Annotated in this window: 23 protein-coding genes and 1 rRNA gene; 6 read left to right on the top strand and 18 right to left on the bottom strand. The window is 29.6% G+C overall.

Annotation, left to right across the window (positions count from 1 at the left end; translation table 11 throughout):
- Positions 1-91 (top strand): 5S ribosomal RNA (rrf, locus tag FHG05_RS05085); the annotation flags it as partial.
- Between the two features lie 66 nt (positions 92-157).
- Here rrf and FHG05_RS05080 read toward each other — a convergent pair.
- The 4 genes from FHG05_RS05080 to FHG05_RS05065 all read right to left on the bottom strand — a co-directional run bounded on the left by FHG05_RS05080 (position 158) and on the right by FHG05_RS05065 (position 2,761).
- A complete protein-coding gene (locus FHG05_RS05080) occupies positions 158-622 on the bottom strand; it encodes an endonuclease III domain-containing protein (protein WP_198172262.1) in 465 nt (154 codons plus the stop codon).
- 103 nt (positions 623-725) lie between these two features.
- Positions 726-1,604 (bottom strand): TraB/GumN family protein, encoded by an 879-nt coding sequence (locus tag FHG05_RS05075; protein WP_140996923.1) that lies wholly within the window; start codon positions 1,602-1,604, stop codon positions 726-728.
- Between the two features lie 16 nt (positions 1,605-1,620).
- Positions 1,621-2,262, bottom strand: coding sequence for a hypothetical protein (locus tag FHG05_RS05070; protein WP_140996922.1), 642 nt, complete (start codon positions 2,260-2,262; stop codon positions 1,621-1,623).
- Positions 2,263-2,266: 4 nt separating this feature from the next.
- Complete coding sequence (locus tag FHG05_RS05065; RefSeq protein ID WP_140996939.1) at positions 2,267-2,761, bottom strand: RNA polymerase sigma factor; 495 nt, start codon at positions 2,759-2,761, stop codon at positions 2,267-2,269.
- Between the two features lie 328 nt (positions 2,762-3,089).
- Here FHG05_RS05065 and FHG05_RS05060 point away from each other — a divergent pair, with 328 nt between their 5' ends.
- Both FHG05_RS05060 and FHG05_RS05055 read left to right on the top strand, forming a co-directional pair.
- Positions 3,090-4,394 carry an NAD(P)/FAD-dependent oxidoreductase gene (locus tag FHG05_RS05060; protein WP_140996921.1) on the top strand — a complete coding sequence of 435 codons (1,305 nt, stop codon included), beginning with the start codon at positions 3,090-3,092 and terminating at the stop codon, positions 4,392-4,394.
- Between the two features lie 2 nt (positions 4,395-4,396).
- On the top strand, positions 4,397-5,365 hold the full coding sequence (locus FHG05_RS05055; RefSeq protein WP_140996920.1) for a hypothetical protein: 969 nt from the start codon (positions 4,397-4,399) through the stop codon (positions 5,363-5,365).
- Positions 5,366-5,483: 118 nt separating this feature from the next.
- Here FHG05_RS05055 and FHG05_RS05050 read toward each other — a convergent pair whose 3' ends face one another.
- Entirely contained in the window at positions 5,484-6,017 is a 534-nt protein-coding gene (locus FHG05_RS05050) for a hypothetical protein (RefSeq protein ID WP_140996919.1), read from the bottom strand.
- A 172-nt stretch (positions 6,018-6,189) separates the two neighbouring features.
- The gene (locus FHG05_RS05045; RefSeq protein ID WP_140996918.1) at positions 6,190-7,245 is read right to left on the bottom strand and encodes a DUF3810 domain-containing protein; all 1,056 of its coding nucleotides are present in this window, start codon (positions 7,243-7,245) and stop codon (positions 6,190-6,192) included.
- Between the two features lie 98 nt (positions 7,246-7,343).
- On the opposite strand from FHG05_RS05045, the gene FHG05_RS05040 reads away from it, so the two are divergent.
- Positions 7,344-8,813 (top strand): aminoacyl-histidine dipeptidase, encoded by a 1,470-nt coding sequence (locus tag FHG05_RS05040; RefSeq protein ID WP_140996917.1) that lies wholly within the window; start codon positions 7,344-7,346, stop codon positions 8,811-8,813.
- 52 nt (positions 8,814-8,865) lie between these two features.
- Here FHG05_RS05040 and FHG05_RS05035 read toward each other — a convergent pair whose 3' ends face one another.
- Positions 8,866-9,105 (bottom strand): hypothetical protein, encoded by a 240-nt coding sequence (locus tag FHG05_RS05035; RefSeq protein WP_140996916.1) that lies wholly within the window; start codon positions 9,103-9,105, stop codon positions 8,866-8,868.
- Between the two features lie 96 nt (positions 9,106-9,201).
- Here FHG05_RS05035 and FHG05_RS05030 point away from each other — a divergent pair, with 96 nt between their 5' ends.
- Together FHG05_RS05030 and FHG05_RS05025 are read left to right on the top strand one after the other, a co-directional pair.
- Positions 9,202-10,242: a hypothetical protein gene (locus FHG05_RS05030; protein ID WP_140996915.1), complete on the top strand. Its 1,041-nt coding sequence runs from the start codon at positions 9,202-9,204 to the stop codon at positions 10,240-10,242.
- A complete protein-coding gene (locus tag FHG05_RS05025) occupies positions 10,205-12,445 on the top strand; it encodes a hypothetical protein (protein ID WP_140996914.1) in 2,241 nt (746 codons plus the stop codon). Before FHG05_RS05030 ends, FHG05_RS05025 begins: the two co-directional genes overlap by 38 nt.
- A gap of 1 nt (position 12,446) precedes the next feature.
- Here FHG05_RS05025 and FHG05_RS05020 read toward each other — a convergent pair whose 3' ends face one another.
- The 11 genes from FHG05_RS05020 to FHG05_RS04970 form a co-directional block, all read right to left on the bottom strand.
- Complete coding sequence (locus FHG05_RS05020; RefSeq protein WP_140996913.1) at positions 12,447-13,550, bottom strand: acyltransferase family protein; 1,104 nt, start codon at positions 13,548-13,550, stop codon at positions 12,447-12,449.
- A gap of 103 nt (positions 13,551-13,653) precedes the next feature.
- Positions 13,654-14,103, bottom strand: coding sequence for a Na(+)-translocating NADH-quinone reductase subunit F (locus FHG05_RS05015; RefSeq protein WP_140996912.1), 450 nt, complete (start codon positions 14,101-14,103; stop codon positions 13,654-13,656).
- A 79-nt stretch (positions 14,104-14,182) separates the two neighbouring features.
- Entirely contained in the window at positions 14,183-15,031 is an 849-nt protein-coding gene (locus FHG05_RS05010) for a T9SS type A sorting domain-containing protein (RefSeq protein WP_140996911.1), read from the bottom strand.
- 59 nt (positions 15,032-15,090) lie between these two features.
- Positions 15,091-16,005 carry an AraC family transcriptional regulator gene (locus tag FHG05_RS05005; protein ID WP_140996910.1) on the bottom strand — a complete coding sequence of 305 codons (915 nt, stop codon included), beginning with the start codon at positions 16,003-16,005 and terminating at the stop codon, positions 15,091-15,093.
- Positions 16,002-16,799 (bottom strand): alpha/beta hydrolase, encoded by a 798-nt coding sequence (locus FHG05_RS05000; protein ID WP_140996909.1) that lies wholly within the window; start codon positions 16,797-16,799, stop codon positions 16,002-16,004. The genes FHG05_RS05005 and FHG05_RS05000 overlap by 4 nt, the downstream gene beginning before the upstream one ends.
- Positions 16,799-17,908 (bottom strand): AsmA family protein, encoded by a 1,110-nt coding sequence (locus FHG05_RS04995; RefSeq protein WP_140996908.1) that lies wholly within the window; start codon positions 17,906-17,908, stop codon positions 16,799-16,801. Before FHG05_RS04995 ends, FHG05_RS05000 begins: the two co-directional genes overlap by 1 nt.
- A gap of 73 nt (positions 17,909-17,981) precedes the next feature.
- Positions 17,982-18,986, bottom strand: coding sequence for a DUF4421 family protein (locus FHG05_RS04990; RefSeq protein WP_181369144.1), 1,005 nt, complete (start codon positions 18,984-18,986; stop codon positions 17,982-17,984).
- Between the two features lie 119 nt (positions 18,987-19,105).
- The gene (locus FHG05_RS04985) at positions 19,106-20,215 is read right to left on the bottom strand and encodes a PepSY-associated TM helix domain-containing protein (RefSeq protein WP_140996906.1); all 1,110 of its coding nucleotides are present in this window, start codon (positions 20,213-20,215) and stop codon (positions 19,106-19,108) included.
- A gap of 59 nt (positions 20,216-20,274) precedes the next feature.
- Positions 20,275-22,443, bottom strand: coding sequence for a TonB-dependent siderophore receptor (locus FHG05_RS04980; protein WP_140996905.1), 2,169 nt, complete (start codon positions 22,441-22,443; stop codon positions 20,275-20,277).
- A 188-nt stretch (positions 22,444-22,631) separates the two neighbouring features.
- Positions 22,632-23,180: a PepSY-associated TM helix domain-containing protein gene (locus tag FHG05_RS04975; RefSeq protein ID WP_140996904.1), complete on the bottom strand. Its 549-nt coding sequence runs from the start codon at positions 23,178-23,180 to the stop codon at positions 22,632-22,634.
- A gap of 12 nt (positions 23,181-23,192) precedes the next feature.
- Entirely contained in the window at positions 23,193-25,334 is a 2,142-nt protein-coding gene (locus FHG05_RS04970; protein WP_140996903.1) for a TonB-dependent siderophore receptor, read from the bottom strand.
- Positions 25,335-25,444 lie beyond the last annotated feature (110 nt).

Genomic DNA, 25,444 nt, shown 5'->3' with positions numbered 1-25,444 from the left:
GGGCTCACCTCTTCCCTTTCCGAACAGAGAAGTTAAGCCCGACTGCGCAGATGGTACTGCAATCTTGTGGGAGAGTATGTCGTCGCCTTTCTTTTGAAAACCCTTATCTAACGATAAGGGTTTTTTGTTTTTATATGGTTTTAAAATAGATTTGTTTTTACGTATTTGGAATCTTTTTGAAATACACGCAATCTGTATGTATGGGACAAATAGTACATTTTGGATTTGTAGGTCTACAAATAGTTCTACCTAAAAAAGAAAAAGCCATACCAATATCATTCCACATCGAATAAGGAAGTTTTTCCATAAGTATTTTTTCAATTTTATTAGCATCTTTATATTCTGGAGTTAATCCAAATCGAGGTACTACTCGTAAAACATGTAAGTCAACTAGAATACCTTCTGGCTTTTGATGTGTTTCTCTTAAGATAACATTTGCAGATTTTCGACCAATACCTTTTAATTTAACTAGTTCATCTAGTCTTTTAGGAATAGTTTTGTCTTTTAAAACACTAGTGGTATCTAAAATCCAGTTGATTTTATTAGAATAGTTTCTTACACTTGAGAATAAACAAAAGATTATTAGAATTAGAGTTGAAGATACTCTTGAAGGTGGGTTCATTTTGAAAGAGGACATGAGTACATCTACATATCAATCAAAAGTAATTGTATAAAAAAGAGGCCTAATTAGCCTCTTATAAAGTTTAATATAATAATAACACATGTTACTTTACAGCTTCTACTGTATATCCTTGTTTTCTAAGTAATTTTATAACGCCTTCTTGACCTGCTAAATGTGCCGCACCAACAGCAAAAAAAGTGGGTTTTGATTTTGTAACTTTCTCAATTATAGGAATCCAATTATTATTTCTTTGTACAATTAAATCATTTTCATATTCAGTAAACATCTTACTTTCAAATTCCTTAGATAGAGTTAGTATACCTTCAATATTTTCGCTTTTATAAACGGCAAGCATTTTGGCCATTTCATCTTTATCTGAAACTAAATTATCATTTGAAGCTTTTAATAGTTCTTCTACTTGTATTTTGTAGGGTATTTTATCAAAAACATTCATCTGGTCTTCAATAGTTTCTAATCCATAAATTTCTTCATTTTGTTCCTTAGCAATTTTCATAAGTTCCATATCAACAGCTTTCATTGGACAATCTAATAATTTTGGTAAATACATGGAACTAATCATAAAGGGTTTGAATGAGTCTATCATTTGTAAAGAAAATCCAGTATTTTCTTTCAAGAAAGTATCTAATTTTTTTGCTTCATCTGTTGTAATTAGTGAACTAACAGTTACCCCATCTTTCATCATAACTTTACGCATCATCGTAGCTTGTAAATTGGGATCATCCATATCTATCTCAAGATACAATTGCAAAGTTTCATCAAATGCTTTTAAAACATCATCATCTATATTGGTTTCACATACCGCATGCATTGTTCCATATAAATAGGAAGGTTTTTCAATGCCATTACCAGAAATTTTCCATAATAGGCTATTTTCTAATTTTTGTGCATTGGCTAAATAACTAAAAATCATAAGGGCAAATACTACTGAAAATTTGACAAGATCTACAATAATTCGTATCATAATGAAATATATTTAGTTATAAATCTAATTTTTCTAATTCTTTGTAATTTCTATTCAATCGTTTTAATAGAATACCATACAGTAGTTTATAAAACAACCATATCACACCTATAATAATTAATACACAAACAGTATATGCAGCAAATAGAAGTGTGTAGAATACATTCGGATTCACATTTTGTGTCGCTTTTTCTATAACTTCATTTAAATTAGGATCATATTTAAATTGAAAAGTAAAAACAAGTATAAACAGAATAAATGACATCATTAAATTATACCACACATAGTATTTTACTGTTTTTCTAGTTTTAATAATGGATTGCATTAATTTTTTTACCGTTTCAGTAGTATTGATATTTTTAAAATTTTTATAAAACTGAAAGATGAAGAATATAATGATACCATAGTTAATAATAGTAATTACAGGTATAATTTTATTTAAATGATAGATTTCTAGCGTTTTGAAATAATGTTCGTCGGTTGTAAAAAAGCTTAAGGTAAGCCATAAGACAATCTCTAAAATACTGATAATTAAAATCCATTTCACAATAGAAGAAGATCTTTTATGAAGCATTTTATAAATGTCTTTTTCGGTAAGTTGGTTAAAAGAATGTTCTCTTTTTTTCCAATCTTTTTTTAATATCTCTAATTCATCCATTCAATTACGGATTTAATATTTTTTTTAATTTTCCTTTTACTCTGTTCATTTTTACTCTGGCATTAACTTCACTAATACCAAGTGTTTCTGAAATTTCAGCATAGTCTTTATCTTCTAGATATAAAAATATCAATGCTTTTTCTATATCATTCAACTCGCTTATAGCACTATATAAAAGTTTTAACTGCTCTTCCTCTTCATAATTGTAATCTTCTTGTTTTACTTTATGAAAGGTACTGTCAAATTCTATAGTATTTATTGATTTTTTCTTTTTTCTATATAAAGTTATGGCGGTATTTAAACCTACACGATACGCCCAAGTGGTAAATTTTGAATCTCCTCTAAATTTTGGAAAGGCCTTCCATAATTGGATGGTAATTTCCTGAAACAAATCATTATGCGCATCCTCATCAGTAGTATATAACCGACAAATCTTGTGGATTATATTCTGATTTTCCTGCAACTGTTTTACAAAAATTTCTTCCGATGTTGGATTCATAGAACTATAAGTAGCCATTTCCTGCTATTCGTTACAATTTTTTGAAATCATTTTGTATTTTTCTAACAAGCACAAGAACTTCCTGCGGTCGTTTTGTCCTTTTAACAAAAATAAGAAAAGGATTTCAAAAAGATTTCCACTACTATCAGGGCTAGAAATACAATAACAATAGCAATAACAAATTCAATAGCAATTTCAATTTTATTGGATTCATTCCAATATTTATATGTATTTATTGTTTTAATTGACTTTTTAAATGCCTTATGAATAGTATAAATTCCATGAATAAATGTGTATCTTTGGGTATACCAAATTAAGTATCTCAAAAATGAATATACCTCGTAGTAGTTTTCCTAGAATTGTAATTATAGGAGGAGGATTTGCAGGCATCGCTTTAGCCAAAAGATTAAGAAATAAAAAAGTGCAAGTGGTATTATTAGACAAACATAATTATCACAATTTCCAACCTTTAATGTATCAAGTTGCTACAGGTGGTTTAGAACCCGATTCTATTGCGTATCCTATTCGTAAAGTAGTACAAGAGCATAAAGACTTTTACTTTCGTTTAGCAGACGTAAAAGAAATTGATTCCATTAATAATAAAATTATTGCCGATATTGGGGAATTAAAATACGATTATCTGGTAATTGCTACGGGTTCAAAAACGAACTTTTTTGGGAACAAAGAAATGGAACGCAATTGTATGGCTATGAAAACCATTCCGCAATCCTTAAACATTCGTAGTCTTATTTTAGAAAACTTTGAACAGGCTTTATTAACTAATGATATCGATGAAAGACATAGTTTAATGAACTTTGTTTTAGTGGGTGGTGGACCAACAGGTGTAGAACTAGCTGGTGCTTTAGCAGAAATGAAAAAAGCCATTTTGCCCAAAGATTACCCCGATTTAGACATTCGAAAAATGGAAATCAATCTCATTCAAAGTGGTGATCGTATTTTGAATACGATGAGTGAGAATGCATCTCAAAAAGCGGAAGAATTTTTAATTAAACTCGGAGTAAGTGTTTGGAAAAATGTACGTGTGACTGGGTATGACAGTAGAGTAGTAACCACTAATTCTGATTTAACTTTTGATAGTGCTACAGTAATTTGGACAGCAGGTGTGCAAGGTGCTTTGGTTAACGGCCTTAATGTACATTCTTTAATAGCAAGAGTCGATCGCATTAAAGTCAATGCGTACAACCAAGTAGAAGGTTATGATAACATTTTTGCAATAGGTGATATTGCTTCCATGTCTTTAGAAGAGTATCCACAAGGACATCCTATGATGGCACAACCTGCTATTCAGCAAGGCAAACATTTATCTGAAAATTTAGCGCGTTTGTTAGATAAAAAAGAAATGAAACCTTTTGTATATAAAGACAAAGGCTCTATGGCAACCATTGGTAGGAACAAAGCGGTTGTCGATTTGCCACATTATCATTTTTCTGGTGTTTTTGCATGGTATGTTTGGATGTTTGTACACCTTTTTTCTTTAATTGGTTTTAAAAATAAAGCGGTTGTCTTTTTAAATTGGGTTTATAATTATGTTCGTTTTGACAGAGAAGCTCGATTAATCATCAGACCTTATAAAAAGAAACAAATCGCCACTTTTACTACTGATGAGATTTAGATATGGATTTTAATAATATTCAACAAAGAATATCTTTGTTATATAAGGCGATTGAACTTTATTACGATTTTAAACAACCTATGATTCCCGTTACAGAAGAAGGAGAAAATAACGGTAAAAGATATTTGACTGTTAAATTGGGAGCAGGGATTACAACTGAAGATGAAAAGTTAGATTTTTTTAATAGAATTATCCTCATTATTCATAATATAGCAAATATAAAAGATAATTTAAAAAAATTTTTATCTGAGAGAAATTTAAATCAAAAAGTTGTTGAAATGATAATTGATGACTCAATTCACTTATCTATAATAGCTGATTTATCTAATTCAGAGAAGCATGGTTATCCATTAACAAAAACTAGAAGGTCTAAATTAGACCCAAAAATTACAAATATTAGAAAATCCTGGGATATAAATTTTCCCTTATCGAAGGTCTATCATAATATAATGGATTCTAATGTTCAATTTAAGGCTGATATTGTAGATTTTAATGATAATTTTATTTGTGATTTTGATGAGTTAATTGAAAAAGCCATTGAAAATTGGGAAGATTTTTTTATTAAAAATTTAAATGAGGTTTCTGGTGAAATTTTATTAATTCGTGAAAATAAAATACAAAAAAACAAACAAATATTAAAAGTTCAACAGACTATTAATGAAGTAAATAAAATTATTCAATCTTCAGAATGGATTGATGTTTCATGGCAAGAACTAGTTGTTGGAATGATTGTTAGAAATATTCAAAGAGAAAATAATCTAACTAATTCTACTGGAATTATTGTAGAGCAATTTATAGATGGAAATGCACTACCAATTATAAAATTAAAAGATGACTCTCCTTTTCGTATTATTAATTTTCATGTTGAAAAATATAATTGGCAAGTGATTAAGATTGTTAAACCAAATGACTTAATGGTTTTAAGTTATTACTATTACAATTGTGATGTTTTATTTCAAAGTATTAACTGAAAACTAATCACTCTTCACTAACCACTAATTTCTCATACCCAATCATCAAACCCATAAATTTACTATAACCTTTCTAAAACTACTTTTTGTTGTTCATCTTTAAAAAGTTATCCTAAATTTATATTGAACTCGTTTTTCTTTTCTCAACATTTTCAATAATATAAAATCCAAAATATCCTTTTTTATAAATTATTGTCAATACATCCTTTTTTTCGAATTGAGTGAATTGTTGTTGGGTTATTTTTACTCTAACAGGTTTACTTCTAAATCTAACATACACGTAAAAATCTAATTTGTCATCATTATTCTTTTTTTGAACGGTATCAATAATTTCAATATTATTTTCAAATATGTTTTCTGAAGCATAACTATAATTCAAATACAATATGGATGTAATTATAAAAAGGGGCATTCCAACTAATATTCTTATGACATAGCTTCTTTTATTTGAAAACAAATCTTTTATATAAACTAATTTAATAGTAATTAGTATTAACATGCAAATACTAAGACTTAATAAACCAATGAAAGTCATATCATAATTGAACGTTTTATCCAATAAATTATAGGAACTACCAAAACCTATTAAGCCTGAAAAAAAAAGGGTATACGTGATGGTGTCCCATTTATTGTCATTATCACTTTTATTCATTAAAAGTATAGAGTTGTAGAATGTAAAAGCTAAACAAGGAAGTAGTATTATTTTTAAAAGGGGTAATAAAAAATTTAATAGTACGGTTAAAAAAAGACCAATAAAAATATTTATAATTCTTTTAAATACTTTTTTCTGGTATAGAGTTGAAAACAAATTAATTAATTTCATTTTAGCTTATTTTTTCATACCCAATCATTAAGCCTACAAATTTACTATAACTTTCTAAACCATCTTTTTGTTGGTTCATCTTTAAAAAGTTATCATAGAAATATTCAAAAAAGGTGTCAATAGGAGTGTGGTAACTTTCCCAAAAGGCTTCGTTTTCATCTAAGTTTTTTACCACTCCTTTGTTGAGTTTTTCAAAAAAAGGTTTGCTTTTACCTTCTTCCATTTTTTCTAAATTTCCTAAACAATAGCGTGTGATAAAATTATAAGCAGAATACTGAAAATAGACATCTTCATTTTTTATGGCAGCTAGAAAACCAATAAAATTACACTCACTTTCGCTTCCAATACCAGTTTGATGTGCCATTTCGTGACAGGTAGTCATCGGACAATTGTATTTGGGTTTTAGAATGTTTACTTGAGCTTCATTGGTAAACGGATTCAAATACCCACCAAAACCCATATAACTTAACGGATAACTCAATAACGAACCCTTTATACTTTGATGCTTGTATTGAAACTCTTTTAGGTTTTCAGGTAAGTTTTGATAGCCTTTTATCGCTAATGTGAAAATTTCTGTTTCTGTATAAGGAATCGTTACTGCTAACGAATCAGTACCTGTAATTTCTTCTTGTAAAGCATTGGTTTTACGAATCATTTTATCGGTGAAAGCTTCTAATTGTGCCAAGGTGTATTCTTTGGGAATACCTAATTTTTTGTTTAATGGAACCCGATAATAATTCAAACCCCATAAAATATTGAAGAAGAAATAGAATATCGCAAACCAACTCATGATGGTTAATCCATTGGTTTTCCAATTTTTAAAAAATCCTTTTCTGTTTTTCCAAAACCATCTCAATAAAAAAAAGATAAGAATAAAATAAATGACATCTCCAATAGAGAAAGGAATCCAACCCAAACTATTTCTGGAAACAAAGGCAATTTTTGGATATAAACCGTTACTGTACCATTTCTCAACTCCTTCTGGAAATAATGCGATTAGTTTTACAATAAGAATTTGTAGGAGTAAAGAAAGCGGTAAAATATATTTTTTCTTCAAAGCATCAATTTTAAACGTAAATATAATTAGAAATCATTTAGTAAAGCATTTAAACTTTGTAACTTTGGCATGTTAAAACCTTGAAATTATAAAATAACATGAGTCAAGAAGTAAGAAACTTAGAGCCTAAAGCACTTTGGAACAAATTTGCCGATCTAAATGCAGTACCAAGACCTTCAAAAAAAGAAGAGCGTGTGATTGCTTTTATGATGGACTTTGGAAAAAAACTAGGCTTTGAAACCATAAAAGACCAAGTTGGAAATGTCATTATAAAAAAACCGGCCACTCCTGGAATGGAAAACAGAAAAACGATTGTCATGCAATCGCATTTAGATATGGTACATCAAAAGAATAACGATACCGTTTTTGATTTTGATACACAAGGTATTGAAATGTACGTTGATGGTGATTGGGTTCGTGCTAAAGGAACTACTTTAGGAGCTGATAATGGTTTAGGTGTAGCAACTATCATGGCTATTTTAGAAAGTACTAATATTCCACATCCAGCTATTGAAGCGCTATTTACCATAGATGAAGAAACGGGAATGACAGGTGCTATGGGCTTGCAAGGCGGTATGCTTGAAGGTGAAATTTTACTAAACTTAGATACTGAAGAAGATGACGAAATTGATATTGGTTGTGCTGGTGGAGTAGATGTTACAGCTGTAGCAGAATACGATGAAGAAGACACTCCAGAAGGTTCGGTTGGATATACTATTACCGTGAAAGGATTACAAGGAGGTCATTCGGGTATGGATATTCATAAAGGATTAGGGAATGCGAACAAAATCATGAACCGCTTATTATTTGATGGTTTTGATAATTTTGGTTTACAAATTGCCTCTATTAAAGGAGGAAGTTTACGAAATGCAATTCCAAGAGAAAGTGTGGCTCAGGTAATTATTGCCAATGTCTATGATGAAGCTTTCGTTTTTGATATGCAAGACATTATTAATGAAATCAAAACAGAATTAAAAACCACCGAACCAAATTTACAAATTGTAATTGAAAAATCGGAAACCACTCCTGCTAAGGTTATGCCTCCAATGGCACAATATTATTTAGTACGTGCTTTGTACACGGCACATAACGGTGTGTATAGAATGAGTGCTGATTTTGATAATTTAGTAGAGACTTCAAATAATATTGCCAAAGTAATTGTAGGAGATGGAAAATTAAACATTCAGTGTTTGACTCGTTCTTCTGTTGAAACAGCTAAGTTTGATTTGGCGAATGCATTGCGTTCTGCATTTGAATTAATGGGTTGTGAAGTAGACTTTTCAGGAAGTTATCCGGGTTGGACACCAAATGCTAATTCTGAAATTTTAGATGTGCTAACTACTATTTATGAAAAACAGAATGGAAGTAAAGCCCATGTAGTGGCTTGTCATGCTGGATTAGAATGTGGTATTTTAGGTACGAATTATCCAGATATGGATATGATTTCTTTTGGACCAACCATTCATGGTGCACACAGTCCAGACGAAAGAGCAAGTATTTCTTCTGCTCAAAAATATTGGAAATTTGTGTTGGAAATTTTAGAAAATATTCCAGTGAAAAGTAATTAGTATAAAGTAATAGTGAATAGAATAAACCTCGTTTTAAATAAACGAGGTTTTTTTATTCTAACATTTTTAGTAAATAATTTCTGTTTTCTTGAGATAAAATGTTTTTTAAATCTTTACTAGTTGTATAAGAAGTGTTTTTTCTTAAATTTTCTACTAATGCATTTAATAAGATGGTTATACCAACGGTATCAAATTGCCCAACATTTTCGGTTGAATACCAATGAATACAGTTTTTTAAGTGATTTTCTAAGTCTTCAAATGATGCAAAAGTAATCTTTTCTTTAAAATTCATTTTTTTATTAATTTAAGCCTTAAATTTAGGTAAATATGGTAAGAATTGTATAATTTTATTGAGAATTTCCGTTGGTATTAAAAAGGTTCTCTCTTCATGAAAAAATGGCTATTATCTATTCTAATTGTATTGATTTTACAATCTTGCTCAGATACAAATAAGATAAAAAATGTAACACCAGCATTTTATTATTGGAAAACTTCTGACTGGAGATTAGATGATAATTTAATGAATATTTTAAAAAATACTCAAGTAAAAAAAGTATATGCGAAATTTTTTGAAGTTTCACATGATGAATTAATGGGTAATATTCCTATTTCAAAAAATAGTATTCGTTTTAACAATTTAAATGTTGAATTTATACCAACAGTTTTTATAAACAATGATGTTTTTCTAAAAAGTTCTGAGAAGGAATTAGATGTATTGGCTGATAATATGAACTTTTTAATTACTAAAATGCTATCCAATGATTATTCAGAAGATGATTATTTCAATGCAAAATCTTGCAAGGAATTTCAAATTGATTGTGATTGGACATTAAAATCTAGAAATAATTATTTTTATTTTTTGAAGAAAATTAAAGAAATTTCCAAAAAAGAAATTAGTTGCACACTACGTTTATATCCTTATAAGTATCCTGAAAAGATGGGAATTCCTCCAGTTGATAAGGTTACATTAATGTGTTATAATTTATTAAATCCATTATCAAGTCCTAAACAAAATTCTATTTTAGATGTAAAAGAACTATCAAGCTACTTAAAAGGCACAAAACAATATCCTTTGCATTTAGATATCGCTTTGCCTATTTATTCTTGGATGCAATTATATCAAAACAATCAATTTCAAAAAGTTATTTATCAAAACCATGAATTGATAATGAAAAATTTAAAAAAAAATGACAATTTATGGTATGAAGTAATAAATGATTTTACTGCAAGTGAAACATATTTCAGAATTGGTGATAAAATTAAGTTTGAAGAAATTGATCAAAAATTGGTACATCAAACAATAGATCTATTAAAAAGAAATGTAGAATTTGATGATGAAACTACCATTTCTTTATTTCATTTAGATAATTCTCAATTGAAAAAATATACTGATGAAGAAATTTCTAGTTTTTATAGTGCTTTTAATTAATAATTTTTATTCTTTTTCTTGTGGTTTTTACCCTTACGGAGAAGAAATAAGAATGTATTTTTTAAATCCATCTCATTTTAATTGTTCTACTTTTAATGGTTTTCATTATTCTTCTAAGTCTTTTTCATTAGAATATCCTTATGCAAAAAATGAAATTGCGCCAAATGATCAACTATGGTTTGACTATTGTTTAGGAAAAGTGCCAATTCAAGCAATTGAAGACGCAGTTTATACAATACCTATTGAACTTTTTAATGAAAGCAATCAAAATAGAATGATTCAATTTCTTTATGAAAGTAAAGATTTAGAAGCTATCAACTATTTAAAATTTGCCAAATCTTGTGAAGCAGGAAATATGTATCTAAATGATCCTTGGGAGAGAAATGCTGTTTTTGAAAAAGATAAAATGATTAATAAGATAAATGAAGCAATATTTTTTTCTAACAATGTCAAAAACAAGGAACTAGCCTTTCGTTATCAATTCTTAGCTATTCGTCTCGCTTTTTATGCTGGTGAGAGAACCAAAGTGATTTCTATTTTTGAATCATTACCACAAATTAATAAACCAACTATTTTAGATTATTGGTGCTTATATTTTAGAACTTTAGTGGAAGAAAATAAAGCGTTGCAAAGTTTTTGTGCAGCTCAAGTATTTGCAAATGCTCCAGAAAAAAGATTTGCAATACATGATAATTTTGATAAATCAATTGCTTTAGAATCCATATTAAAATATGCTAAGAATAATGAAGAGAAAGCTAATGTTTATGCTTTAGCTGCTATGAAGAAAGTGGATAAATCTTTGGATTATATTAAAAAGGCATTTGAACTAAATTCTAATGCTATATTTAATACTTTTATATTATTACGTGAAATCAATAAAATTGAAGATTGGGTCTTTACACCATATTACACTACTTTTTTTCCGTCTTTAGAAAAGAATCCTTTTCAATGGGATGATAATTTAATTTTTTCATATTCAATTTTGGAGAAAAGAATGCAATCGGATAGATTATATGCTAAGGAAGTACTTCAATTTTTAAATTCATTACCTTTTAATAATCCACAAATTGAAGTTTGTAAAGCGCATTTGGCTTTTATTTCAAAAGAGTATCAAGAGTGTAATGAAATAATTGCAAATGTAGAACATCAAATACAAAAAGATGAAAAGCTTACTAGCGAACTTCAATTGATAAAAGCTCTGAATGAGATAGTGAATCAAAAAAGCGGAAATGCAATAATTTCTAAAAACATACAAGAAATACTATTACAAAATAAAGACAATGATAGATTTTTGTTTGCCATTGCTAGAGAATTAGAATTTTTAGGAAATACTACTGATGCAGCTTTTCTTTTTTCAAAAATTAATTATGATAGTAATTTTGAAGAAGGTTATTATAATGGTAGTTTTTTAACTTGGAAATCTCGTGCTCATAAGAAAGGTTCTTACGGAGATTATTTCTATGATTATTTTGGATATTTAGATATTATCTATACACCACAACAACTAGAAGCTATTATTAAAACTGCTTCAGAAAATAATGCTAATTCTATTTTTATAAACTGGATGAAAGATCGAATTATTAAAGAAATGCCTAAATTATATGATTTGCTTGGAACCAAATATATTAGGCAAAATAATTTAGAAAAAGCATTAGCATGTTTTCAAAAAATTGATGAAAGATATTGGATTACAAATTATTCTTTATGGGGTGATGATTATCTTGCATATGATAAAATATTTGATAAAAACCCTTTTTTCACATTTAAAAACACACCAGAATTTATAACAGAAAAGGAAGATTTTTATTTAACAAAAAAAACGGTAACGGAAAAATTGATTTACTATTTAGAAAAAGCCAATAATCCAAACGAAAGCGAAAGAGATTTTTATTATTTCATAGTAGCAAATTGTTATAAAAACATGATGAAATATGGAAATGTATGGATGATGAGACGATTTGGAACTTCTAGTTATGATGTAGCTCCATTTCCTGAAGATGAAGCCGAGTTTCAAAATGGTTATCTATCTAAAAAGTATTATAAATTAGCATCAAAATATTCAAATTCAGAAAAATTTAAAGCATTATGTTTATGGTTAGCTGAAGATTATAAACAATTAAAAATTGAATTCGAAAATGAATATTATGATCTTTCTGATAGAAATTGCACGGCTTTTGAAGATTATTTTAATTCGAGAAAGTAGGTTACACTTTAATAAAAACTTTCTTTTTATATAAAAAGTATAAGAAGAACCATTCGACAATAAGTAATCCGAGGATTAGAATAATGGTTTGGTAGTTTCCAAATAACGAAGCAATTCCGCCAAAAATAAAATTGGAGGTAGCTTGAAAATGTATTATAGCGACTGCCATATAAATAGCAATAGAGTTTAAACCAATGACTCTAAAAACAAAGGTCCATTTTTGGTATTTCCAAACATCAATAACCAAATAGAATAGTGCCAATAAAAGAAAACTGATACCTCCAGTCAATAAATTAAAAGTAGATGTCCAAATCGATTTGATAATTGGGTACACATTTTGTAACAGTAAAGTGAGTCCTATTAAAGCGATTCCTATTATGATAAAGAATTGTACTTTTTTGTAAGCAGTAAGAGAATTGTAACGCAAAATAATTCCTGCCAACGTTCCCATTAAGGTAATGGCTGAAGCCGAAATAATGCATAAAATGCCTTCTGGATCAAAGACAGTTCCATATAATTTTCCTGGAAGTAGGATTCGATCCATATAACTGTTTATACTTCCTTCTGGTGTTAAAGTACCTGCTCCAAAATTAGGTACAGGAACAACCAATTGTAGAATTGCATAACCCACTAAAATCCCGATTACCCAAAAAAGTAAGGTTTTAAAATTTTTAAAATGTATCGCGATGAAAGCAGCTATAGCATAAGCAATACCAATTTGTCCTAAAACACTAGCAATTCGCAACGTATCAAATTGAAAATTCAAACCACCATTGTAAATGATTCCTAATACAATAAGAATAAATGTTCGTTTTAAAATTTTAGGATACAATTCTTTTGTAGTTTTTCCTTTTTCTAATTGACTAAACAAAGCATATGGAATAGCAACTCCAGAGATAAACATAAACAAAGGAAAAATTAAGTCGTAAGCATAAAATCCTTTCCATTCAGCATGATCCATTTGTCTTGCAAAAAGGTCTGCCCAAACCCAATGGGTTTCTTGTCCTAATGCTTTAAAAAACAAATCACCTCCAATAATCCAAAACATATCAAATCCTCTCAAAGTATCTAAAGCTAAAAGTCGTGGTTTAGAAGTATCGTTCATTGTTTGTTTGTTTGTTTGTTTGTTTGTTGATAAAGTAAATATAAAAAAACACCAAAGCAGTACTAATTGGTGTTTTAGATTCTTTAGTAATAGTTGGTATGATTTATACGAATGTGATTGCTGTTGCTTTCGAATTTTGGTATTCAAATAATTGAGAACAATCCATTACATTTGGAATATGATCCAATGCACAAAGTTGGGCAACAACAGCTTCTAAACCTTTAAATAAAATGTCTTTAGAAGGTGTTTTTGTTTTTTTACGATTTAATTGTAAGGGTAATTGATAACCACAATGGGTTAAAAATGCCCTTTCAATTTGTAATAATTCAAGCGGTGTGTACCCATTAAAACGCTTCCCTAATCGTTGATTTACTAAACCCACATAGTTGAGTTGCAGGGAACCATGATTGTCAGATAAATGTTTCCAAGAGTCGGTATTATTCAAAATATTACCTACAGCACATTGAGTACACGATTCGGGATGCAAGGTATTACTATGAAAAGCTTGATATAGTTTTTTTACAGCAGTATCAAATCGTTTTGTAGTTTCCATGACAGCTAATTTAGTACCTTAAATTTATTAAAAATATAGGAATAACCAAAATCTGTTAAAAAGAAAAAGGAATAAGAAATCAATTTTTAATGATTATTTTACTTTTTTTAACCACTTTTGAATTTTCTAGTAGTTCAAATAAATAGATTCCATCATTTAAATTATCTCTGTAAATTGTGAATGAATTACCATTTATGTTTTCAATTAACCTAACAAGTTGTCCTAATGAGTTAAACATCCTCAATTTTGCATTTTCAAGACGTGTTTCGGATGTAATTGTTAGTTCTTGTTGAAATGGATTAGGATAAAAAACTATATTTTTATCATTCAAATGATAATCATCTGTACTTAACATTGAACAATCTGTAGGAGTAGCATCATTTGCAAGTCCATGATTGTATACATCTTGACCATTTTGCGAACTACAAGTCATATAAACATAAGGATCACTTGGTAATTCATAAGAAGGAAATAAAGGATGACGATTACTACCTACACCTTCAATCCAAGTTTCTCCACCAGCAAAATTATATAAATTGTATTTTTTTCTGGTACCACCATTTACAGTAACGTCAGTAATTGAAGTTACAGTGTAGGTATTACCATTTGAAAGTGTTATCATATCAGAGACTTGTAGGCTAAAATCATATAATAATTGATCCACTGAATTTACGAGTCGATACACTCTTTTGGATGCTACATCTTCCCGAATATAGACCTCATTATTAAAAAATGGATCCACAAATTTTTTATAGGTGTAAGCTCCCACAACAACATCAACTCCTTCATTGATTACGAAATTATATGAGCCACCAAAATTGGCCACGGTAAGATTCCACTTTGAATTATTTAAAATAGGAGTATAAGATTGCGAAAAGACGAAAGTAAAAAGTAAACTAAAAAAGAGTACATGTAATTTTTTTATCATAATGTATTGAAAGTTAATTTGTTTATTCTCTCAAATATATAAAAAAATGGAGTGCAAATTTAATTAAAGTAGTATTCAACAGGAATATACAAATCGAGAATTGCTTTTTTTTCAGGATGCTTATTGAAATCATTATGATACACTTCAAACGGATTGTAATCTGCTTTTTTATAGCCATTTTCATTCATCCATATAAATAAACCAGTCCAAGCTTTTTCTAAATCTTCAATTAACAATTCATAACGACCTACAATATACTTTCCTTTTTGTAAGTGTCCTATATTAATATCTCCATTAACGGCAATAGTCTCTGTCAAAGTAACCCCAATACTCATGCGTACTTTATCTGGATTTGTAATTTTAAAACTATCGTGAAAAACTCGAATAATTTTGGAACGGTTGTTTTCTAAAATTTGTTTTGGAGTACACCATTGAATTATTTTTTGAAAGGCTTTTTCTAAACCTTCCACACCTATATGAGTAACATAAGCATAAGGTTGGGTAGCCAATTCTTTAATTTCAATTTTTGCATGCATAGTCGTAAAATTTTTAAGATTCATTAGGTTACAAATGTAGGTTTCATAACTTTCCATTTGTTGACTATTCTTGCTATCTATTTGACTTATCTTGCTAAATTTATGGAGATGTGTTTTTTTAAAATTAGAAGGACTTTGATGGTAATAGTTTTTAAAGGTTCTCGTAAAAACAGCATTGCTTGTAAACCCTAATTGATGCACAATACTAGTAATGGTAAGTTCCTTTTTGTGTAGTAATAAAGATGCTGCTTTTTCTATTTTTTTGCGAATGATATATTGGTTCAGGGTTTCATTGGTAATCATTTTAAAAATACGATGAAAATGAAAAGGAGAATAACAAGCAATTTGTGCTACAATTTCTAATGACAATTCATTATCCAAATTAGTATCAATAAATTCAAAAACTGCATTGATTCTTTTTTGATATTCTTCTGTCATTGTAGTATTTTTTCAATTTCAGATTGATACATACTATTTTCATTCATACCATTGTGACCTAAATTATCTAGTAAAATGAGTTGGGAAACACATTTGCATTCCTTTTGTAGTTTTTGCGAGGATTGAAATGGTATAATGGTATCTTCTTTTCCATGAAATAAATACACTGGACAATTACAATTTTGTAAGTACAGATTGTTTTCTAATTTATATTTTAAAATAAAAGTGGGTATAAAAGGCATCTTTTGACGCATCATATCCGATAAATTATAATAGGGAGCTTGTAAAATCAGCATATTTGGATGGTTTGTTCCAGCTAAATAGGAAGCAATTCCAGAACCAATGGAATAACCGGTAATTATAATGCTATTTTCAACATATTCTTTTTTTAAGGTATTATAGACCAAAGTAACGTCATCAAAAAGTTGTTGTTGGTTTTTAATTTTACCTTCGCTTTTACCATAACCTCTATAATCTAAAATAAAAACATCATAATGTAAACGTGTATAGGTTTCAGCAGCAAAACCCCACGAACTCAAATTACCTGCGTTACCATGCAAATAAAAGATTAGCCCTTTTGAATTTTCAGCTTTAAAAAGCAAACCATTTAATTTTTTTCCATCACTAGTAATAAAGTTTCGTTCTTCAAAAGATGGATTGAATTTAAATTGAAAATTAGGATTTAGTTTTGTGGGTAAAAAAATTATTTTTTCTTGAAAAAAATACAAAACACTACAAAGCAGTACATAGAGTATGATTGCAATTTTAAAAAAGCTAAAAATGATTTTCTGCATTATTTTTTTTCTTTTTTAGATTCCTTTTGCGCTTCTTGAAAAGCATCTCTAAATTCGACATCATTATCCACTTGTCTTTTAAAAGCTTCAATCCAAGCATTTTGAAAAATATGAATAACCGTTGGCCAAACTCCTGCTTTTACATTTTTTAAATCACCTTCAATAGGAACTTTAGTAGCTAAGGTATTGGTACGTTGATTTTTGAGGACAAATTTAAAGAAACCAACAAAACCTTCCCATACTTTTTCAAAAAATCCATCTTCTTTTCCAATTAATTTTGAATCTTTTAAAAGAGGTTTGATATATCCTTTTAAATAACCATCAGCAATAGCCACTTCGCTATACAATTCAAAAGTACCTTTTTCAAAATCAATACCAGCATAATGTTTAGACAAATCGTTTAATGCAGTTGCTTGGGCCGATTGAAGTGAAAAAGTAAGATCCATATCGGGAATTTCCTTAATTAAATTAATATTGCCATCCAATGTCATTTTTCCATTGCCAACAGATACACCAGTGGCATGAAAGGGAGAAGGTAAGGTACGAGATTTCGCTACTACATTTCTAAGATTATCTGCGTACATTTCAATTTTTTCAATATGTAAATCGATATCTGGATTGGCTTGTATTTGTACAAAAGCAACTTTTCCGCTATGAATTTCAAAATGGTTAATGTCTATAGGAATAATATCAGTTAATGCTTTGGTCCAATCGTCTACATCGGGCTCTTTACCTTTTGAATTTTGATCTTCAAATACATAAATAGCATCAGGATTGTATAAGATAACTTCACTTACAATTTTACCTTTGAAAAGCGATTTCCATTCAATAGAAATGTCACTTTTTGGAAACTTTAAAAAAGGGATTTCAGTTTTTGCATTTAATTTATTCAAATACAACCCTTTAATAACATAGGCTCCTCTAATTAGAGCAATATCAACATCATCTACATAACCATAATAACCCGGAATTGTAGCCAATGTTTTGTTGATTTGGTTTTTTACCAATGTGGGCAAGTAGATTCTAAATATTAGAAGACCTAACACTAGTATAGCAATAAAGATATATCGCTTTCTTTTATAAAATGCTATTTTTTTTGGGTCTTTCATACTATAAAAGTACTTGTAAAATAGCCTGACAGTGTTATAGTTTTTTCTTAAAATGTTATATAATTTAAAAAATTTATAGGTCGCTTTTCTTTTTTAGACTTATTTTATCAACCAAGCGCGCAACTGCTTTAGGAGGATTAAATCGATATCCTACATAAAAAAGCAAATAGCTCTTGCCCTGACTAATGGTTTTTGAACCTTCTTCTTTGTATGCATTAGCTGAAAAATTCAGTTGGCTTCCAAAAATAAAATGATCCGAACTGTAGCCTAATTGTATGCCACCATCTAAATATTGTGTAGTATAGGTGTCATTAGATCTAGAAGTTTCATTTTGAGTAGTATTTGTATTTTTTGAAAAGCGAATGCCATAGGCTGGAGCCAAATAAGCAGAAACAAATCCTTTTTTTTTCACTACCAAAGTATAGTAATAACCCAAAGCCAATCGAACATTAAAAAAATCTTCCGCTATTTTTATAGTTTCAAGTGGTAAGGAAGTTCTATTATAATCATAGTATAAAGTGGGTACAAAACTTCCGGCACTTTTTTGTTGCCATTCCGATTGAAAGAGAACATTTCGAAAAGAAAACTTCGGATTGAAAACATAACTCGTATTTGCACCAATAGTTAAATATTTTAAATCCGGAAATTGGATGTAAGGATCTTTATTTTCGGTCCAATTTGCGATATAATCTTGCGAATTTTCTACATAGAATCCTCTAACTTTGGAAAACTCAAAACCTTGCACCCATTTGCCTAAGAAAAATCGAAATTTATAATTGGTATAAGAAGATTTACCTTTTAAATACGTATCATTATTGTCTGAAAAGAATTTGGGTGCAAAACCCACACTACCTCCAATAAATTTATAATCTAAGGAAACAAAAAGTCTAAAACTATTGTTGGATTGTAAGGTAAGTTGGCTGTTATCATCAGCATTATATATAGAAAACAAATCTTCTTGCGTATCGATATTGATGCGCACCGAAACTTTATCTGGAAACGATTTGATATAAGTAGAATCGATTGTTTTTTTTTCTTGTGCAGTTATATATATACAAACACTACAGATAAAAAACAATATGATTCTTTTATACCACAAATCCAATAAATTATAAGTTACTCAAAGATATACAATATTGAATTAACTCTTTACAGATATTTTTATAAAAGTATTTTCCTTATAAGAAAATTCAGAATTTATTTCTTTCTCTTTCCCCACCAAATTAGAAAACCTGTTATAGGCAAACTGGCAATGAGTAAGCTAATTAGGAATGCAAATATTTTTCCAGGTAAACCCAAAATTGCACCTGTATGAATATCATAATTCATTCGCATAATTTTATCTGAAACAGTTGCATGTTCAAGTTTTCCGTAAATGTGTGCCACCTCTTTTTCTTCTAAAGTATAAAAATCAAAATAACGATAATCGGTTTGCCAATAAGTACCTTTTCCTAAATTCGCATTAGCTGCAATTATCCCATCTGCTTTTTCAGGTGGATGTACTTCTATAGCGGATGCATTTGGATATTCTTCTTGCATTTTAATCCATACTTTGTCCAATGGATTGTCTACAATCAAAGGAGAATCTGTTTTAGTAAATGCAGGTTCTTCATACACTAATGATTTTTTACCACCAATTACCGTGTAATACGAATAAGCAAACCAAGGAAAACCCCAAACTAAACCCGTAACTGCAAAGATGAGTGCAATGGATAAAACATAAAAACCAGTAATATTATGTACATCATAATTTTTACGCTTCCATTTCGTAGTATTTTTCCATTGAAACCAAAAACGTTGTTTAGCCGCTTTTTTATTTTTGGGAAACCAAAGAATGAAACCAGATATAATGAGTAGTACAAAAATTAATGTGGCAGAAGCAATAACAGTTTGCCCTATTTTTTCAGGTAGCCAAAGATAAAAATGACCATCTAATATAAATCTGAAAAAACCCGAAAGTTCATTTACGGTTTGAAGTACTTCCCCTGTGTATGGGTTAATGTAACAAATGTCATAGTATAATGGTTCTGCATTATAAAAGATTACTTCAGCGGCTTGTTCTTTTCCTCTATACTGAATTGCATGAATGTGTTTGTGAGGTAATTGTTGTTGTCCTATACTTTTTAATTGGCTCGGTAGTAAAAAATCGTGTTCTTGTTTTTCAACATTTTTATATGTTTCGGTTAGATTTAATATTTCTTCTTGAAATGCATAGAGACAACCTGTTATTGCAACAATAAATACAATAATACCAGAAGCTAATCCTAACCAAAGATGTATTTTTCGAATACTTTTTTTAAAATTCATGATTCTTTTATTAAAAACTAAGACGTTTCAACGCATTGAAACGTCTTAGAAATGAAGTATTAAAATTTATAGGTTAAACCAGCCACAACATTTCGTAACTGTTGTGGTGTAACTGTGGACCAACCTGCATAATATTTTTCATTCAATAGATTGTTGATTTTTAAGGCAAAGTTGAAATTGGATGTATTATAGGATAAAGCCGTATTTAAAACCGTATAAGAAGGAATCTCGAAAGTACCGATATTGGCTCTATTTAAGGTTTTATAAACGCTTGCATAATTTCCTCCAAAGCCAATTCCAAAACCTTTTAGCGAACCTTCTGTAAAGGTATAATTTGCCCATAAATTAAGTAAGGTTTCTGGACCTGCTTGTTCTGGTCGTAAACCTAAGTAGCCTACTCCAGGTGTTTCTTCAGTCACTTCACTTTTGTTATTACTAATACCTGTAATAATATTTAACCCCTTTGTTGGGTTTACAATTAAACTCAGTTCAATACCTTTACTTTCTACTGTTCCACCTTGTGTAAAACTATTTGGATTATTAGGATCTGCCATTAATATGTTTTGAACAGAAATATCATAATAACTTATGGAAGCCGTTAAAATGTCTTTGAATAAATTGGTTTTTAGACCAAATTCCAACTGATTGGCATGTTCTGGATCATAAGAAGCTATTCTTTGGTCGCTACCGTCCACATTAGCAATTGTCTGTGGTGAAATGTTTTTAAATCCATTCATATAATTTCCAAAAATAGAAACCTTATTTTCTATGATTTGATACACTATACCTAATTTTGGAGACAAAAATGTTTGATTGTCAATTTCTTCCGTATCATATTCTGAAGGTTTTCCACTAAAATTGTCCAAACGTAAGCTTGTCATTACAGCTAATTTATCCGTAATATTTAGTACATCTGAAAAATAAGCGCTAAAAATTTCTTGAGTTGCCTCACCATTTGGAGAATAAGAACCAGCTAATGCTTGATCTACACCAGCTTGTGTTAAAACAGTTGGATTGACACCATTTAAATCGGTACCATTTACTAAAGAAACATTTCCATAGCTTACCCAGCCTGGACCACCATTCGTTAATCTTGAATTAAAGTAATCTAAACCAACGGTTAATCTATTACGTAATGAACCAATTTTGAAGTCACCTATAAAGTTTTGTTGAATATCTGTTGTGTAATTGGTACCAATTGCTTTTGAAATAAAACGCGTAAATTCATCACCATTAGCCGAATCCCATAAATATTGGTAATACCCATTCGTTTTAGTGGTACTTTTTGATAACACCGTTTGAGACGTCCATTTATCAGATAATGTATAGAAGGCTTGTGCTTGTAAGTTGAAGGAATTGGTGTTTATGGTTAAATCATTTGCAGTGAATGATTTTTTATAATTTTTTTCAAATAAATCCATAGAATCAAAAGACAATGGGGAATATCTACTCAAGAAAATCATAGCCGCTTTTGCAGAGGTATTTTTATAGATTTCGGTATTGATGTAGAAAGTTAATTTCTCATTTATTTGATATTTCAAAGAAGGTGCCACAAACAAAGAATTCGTAAAACCAGCATCTTGAAAGGATTCACCATTTTCATAAGCCGCGTTCACTCTTACTGCAGCTTTATCATTTAGAGGAAGGTTAAGGTCAGTTGTGACTCTGTTTAATCCGTAAGTTCCAGAATTATAACTGATTTCACCTCCAAATTTATAATACGGTTTTTTGGTAACAATATTTATTAAACCACCATAAGAGATAACACTACTACCAAATAATGTTCCAGAGGGACCTTTAATTACTTCAATATTATCAATATTAATTGGGTCAATTGTGGTATTACTTAAAGCAGGTAATCCATTTATCATAGAAGGTTGAACAGAAAAACCACGCATCGAATAAAATTCAGCACCATCACCATTTCTACCAGTAGATTCCCAGAGTCTCGTTACACCTGTAGCATTTTTTAAAGCATCGTTAAGGTTCGTGACTACTTGTTCTTTCAATAATTCATTCGTAACTAAATTGTAGACTTGTGGATTTTCTATGTTTTTAAGAGGCATCTTGGCAACCGTGTTACTTTTTTCTCGACTGTATTTATAGTTGCTTGTAACAGTAACTTCTTTTAGTTTCTTAACAGTGTCATTTTGGATTACATTCGTTTCTTGACTGAAAAGCGATATGGATGTAAAAATTAAAATAGCGGGTAAAATTTGTTTGTACATTTTATTTAGATTAAATTAAAATAATATTGCAAAAATAAACTTGTCGAAAGAAATATGCAAAGTTTATTTAGACTTATTTAATATAAAATATAACAAATAAATGCTTAAATGTTGTGAATTTTGATGGGTGTAAAGAATTTAAAAAAATCCCCAATAAAATTTTTATTGAGGATTTTGTATTGAAATTTTTATGAAAAAATCAAAAATAGGATAGGGAAGAGTAGACCAGCTAGTGTTAATTTCCAACCTCTTCTTTTAAAAGTATGTTTTCCATGTTTAATCATCATCGCACCAGTTACAGCAATTATAATTAAAGAAATACCAAAAATATCAGAAAAATAAATCCACCAGTTCGAAGTGTTTTTATGTAAAAACATGGTTTGGCTAATGATAGGTGTTTTAATAAAAGAAACAATTTCTCCATCTCCTGATTTTAAATCAATTTCGACTTGTGTATTTTCAAATTGCATTCTAAATTTACCTTTTCTAACATTGTGCCTTCTGATTTTATCTTCAATTTTTAATTCTTTTGCTAGATTTTCAGCATAAGCATCAGTAATGTCTTTTTCATTTTCAGGGAGCGCAACATGAATTTCTTTGGCTTCTAACGTATATTTTTCAGGATGCCAATTTTCTCTATGATTCATCAGAATTCCTGAAAAAGCAAAGGAAATAATTAAACCTAAATAAATATAGCCTAAATCTCTATGAAGGTTTCTAACAGTAGTTTGTTTCATTTATAATAAATATTAAAGATTGTATTGTAAAGCAATTGAAAAATTTCTAGGAGCTATTGGATTTAAGCTGTTGTCATCATGAGCATTATAGCTTAATTCATTAAAAACATTACTTAGTTTGGCTCTAAGCGTTGCTTTTTTAAATTGATAACCAACAGTAGCATCTACTTGAAAAAAATCTTGCAAATATATTAATTGTCGGGTATCATTTGCAACTCTTACTTGTGTTGATCTTCCTGCATATCTTTCACCAAAATAGGTGTTTATTAAACCTAGGTTTAAACCTTTAAGGCGTCCTGCTTCAAAGCTATAATTTGCACTAAGATTAGCTGTATTTTTTGGGTTATATCGCAATAAACTGCCTTCAATATACGTATTACTTTTTACGTATTTTGTTTCATTAAAGCTATAACCAGCCATTATTTGTAAACCATTAAAAGGTTTGGTAATAATATCAATTTCTACACCTTCACTTCGAATGGAACCCGCTAATTCTTTAAAATTAGGATCCACTAATGAAGTTTGTGCTAAGTTGTTATTGTTAATTTGATAAAATGTAATATTGGCTTGGATAATTTCTTTGAATAATTTGTTTTTAAAACCTACTTCATATTGATCAATGATAGAAGGTTTTAACGGTTCATTATTTATATCGGCACCAGTATTTACATCAAATGAATTGGAATACGTAGCAAAAACAGTATGATTTTTAGTAGGTTGGTAAATTAAACCTACTCTTGGTGAAAAAGCATCATCATAATTATTTGTTGTTGTTGAGGTATTATTGTTATACGTTACTACATTCGTTTCTGTATCTTGATAACTATATCGTACACCTGCTAACACTTTCCATTTTTCAGTAAGACTTACTAAATCTTGTGCATAAATTCCAAAACGACTGATTGGAGTAGTAGTTAACCTATTTTTTGTAATATCTGGAATTGCTGCTTCCGTATCAGGATTATAGTCTTCAAAAATATTTATCGTATCATATGAAGCATTGTTGTATCTCGTGGCATAATTTTTAAAATTTTCAACATCAGCTCCAAATAAAACATTATGTTTTGTTGTGCCAAGTGCAAATAATCCATTTAAATTCGCCTGTTGGGTGAAATAATTATCTTTAGAATCTGCTTTTTGTATGCTTCTATTCCAATCTCCATTTTCCGAAATTAAACCACCTGTATTCGGACGTGCATTGGCTAAAAGGTTGGTTTGATAGTAACGAATTCCGTTTATAAAATTTACGCTCCAATTTTCATTGATTTTATGTGTTAAAGTAAGTGTACTCGATAGTTGTTCCGCATCATACCTTCCCCAGCTAACACCTAAAAATCGGTTTCTAGGTAGTGCTACAATTTCATAATTAATAACACCCGCTCCAAAATCAGGAGTTCTAGAATCATTGGTGTAATCCGCTTCTACTAATAATTCGGTTTTTTCAGATAGTTGGAAAGTAAAAGAAGGGTTGATGTAATATTTTTCAGACGTTACATAATTTCTATAACTTTCAGCGTTTTCATAACTTCCGTTAATTCGAAAAGCAACATTTTTTTTGGCTCCAAGTCCATCATAAACATCAAATGTGGGTTTGTAAGTACTAAAACTACCTTGAGCAAAACCAATTGCACCACCAAAGTTTTTCTTCGGTTTTTTGGTAACCAAATTCAGAACACCACCAGGAGCAACGTTTCCATATAACATAGCAGCACTTCCTTTTAAAAATTCAACTTTTTCAAGACCAGATGTTTCTATCATCATGCCATTATAATATCGGATTCCATTTTTAAACGTATTATCACTACGTAAAGAAAAACCTCTAGAAGCTATTTCCTCTTGATAGCCACCACTAGTTCCCATGATGTAGACACCATTTGCATTTTTTAAAATATCTGTAAGAGTCTTGGTTTGTTGTTTTTGTAAAACATCAGAAGATATGCTACTTGTAGCTTGAGGCAAATCCATTTCTTTTATGTTTGATTTACTTACACTAGGTGTATTTTGGTGCGAACCAGCAACAATAACTTCTTCTAAAATGTATTTTTTTGGTTTCACGGTGTCCTTTTCAGTTTCTTGGTCTAAAAACGAATTGTCTTGAGCAGAAGCAAGGGTTGTTACCAAAAATATTGCGGTAAAGTAGAATTTACTTTTCATGTTTATTTAGATTTAATAAAAATAATTACGCAAAAATAATTGGAGAAAATTAGTTTACAAAATTTAATTAGACTTATTTCAAATAAAATTTCTAAGAAGCACATTTTCAG

Source organism: Flavobacterium profundi, from assembly GCF_006491645.1.
GTDB classification, from domain to species: Bacteria; Bacteroidota; Bacteroidia; order Flavobacteriales; family Flavobacteriaceae; genus Flavobacterium; species Flavobacterium profundi.
Note: the sequence above shows the minus strand (reverse complement) of the source record. Positions and strands in the feature narration are given on the sequence as shown.

Coding starts and splice junctions, on each gene's coding strand:
- FHG05_RS05080 (WP_198172262.1), bottom strand. CDS start 622: ATGAACCCACCTTCAAGAGTATCTTCAACTCTAATTCTAATAATCTTT.
- FHG05_RS05075 (WP_140996923.1), bottom strand. CDS start 1,604: ATGATACGAATTATTGTAGATCTTGTCAAATTTTCAGTAGTATTTGCC.
- FHG05_RS05070 (WP_140996922.1), bottom strand. CDS start 2,262: ATGGATGAATTAGAGATATTAAAAAAAGATTGGAAAAAAAGAGAACAT.
- FHG05_RS05065 (WP_140996939.1), bottom strand. CDS start 2,761: ATGAATCCAACATCGGAAGAAATTTTTGTAAAACAGTTGCAGGAAAAT.
- FHG05_RS05060 (WP_140996921.1), top strand. CDS start 3,090: ATGAATATACCTCGTAGTAGTTTTCCTAGAATTGTAATTATAGGAGGA.
- FHG05_RS05055 (WP_140996920.1), top strand. CDS start 4,397: ATGGATTTTAATAATATTCAACAAAGAATATCTTTGTTATATAAGGCG.
- FHG05_RS05050 (WP_140996919.1), bottom strand. CDS start 6,017: ATGAATAAAAGTGATAATGACAATAAATGGGACACCATCACGTATACC.
- FHG05_RS05040 (WP_140996917.1), top strand. CDS start 7,344: ATGAGTCAAGAAGTAAGAAACTTAGAGCCTAAAGCACTTTGGAACAAA.
- FHG05_RS05035 (WP_140996916.1), bottom strand. CDS start 9,105: ATGAATTTTAAAGAAAAGATTACTTTTGCATCATTTGAAGACTTAGAA.
- FHG05_RS05030 (WP_140996915.1), top strand. CDS start 9,202: ATGAAAAAATGGCTATTATCTATTCTAATTGTATTGATTTTACAATCT.
- FHG05_RS05025 (WP_140996914.1), top strand. CDS start 10,205: ATGAAGAAATTTCTAGTTTTTATAGTGCTTTTAATTAATAATTTTTAT.
- FHG05_RS05020 (WP_140996913.1), bottom strand. CDS start 13,550: ATGAACGATACTTCTAAACCACGACTTTTAGCTTTAGATACTTTGAGA.
- FHG05_RS05015 (WP_140996912.1), bottom strand. CDS start 14,103: ATGGAAACTACAAAACGATTTGATACTGCTGTAAAAAAACTATATCAA.
- FHG05_RS05010 (WP_140996911.1), bottom strand. CDS start 15,031: ATGATAAAAAAATTACATGTACTCTTTTTTAGTTTACTTTTTACTTTC.
- FHG05_RS05005 (WP_140996910.1), bottom strand. CDS start 16,005: ATGACAGAAGAATATCAAAAAAGAATCAATGCAGTTTTTGAATTTATT.
- FHG05_RS05000 (WP_140996909.1), bottom strand. CDS start 16,799: ATGCAGAAAATCATTTTTAGCTTTTTTAAAATTGCAATCATACTCTAT.
- FHG05_RS04995 (WP_140996908.1), bottom strand. CDS start 17,908: ATGAAAGACCCAAAAAAAATAGCATTTTATAAAAGAAAGCGATATATC.
- FHG05_RS04985 (WP_140996906.1), bottom strand. CDS start 20,215: ATGAATTTTAAAAAAAGTATTCGAAAAATACATCTTTGGTTAGGATTA.
- FHG05_RS04980 (WP_140996905.1), bottom strand. CDS start 22,443: ATGTACAAACAAATTTTACCCGCTATTTTAATTTTTACATCCATATCG.
- FHG05_RS04975 (WP_140996904.1), bottom strand. CDS start 23,180: ATGAAACAAACTACTGTTAGAAACCTTCATAGAGATTTAGGCTATATT.
- FHG05_RS04970 (WP_140996903.1), bottom strand. CDS start 25,334: ATGAAAAGTAAATTCTACTTTACCGCAATATTTTTGGTAACAACCCTT.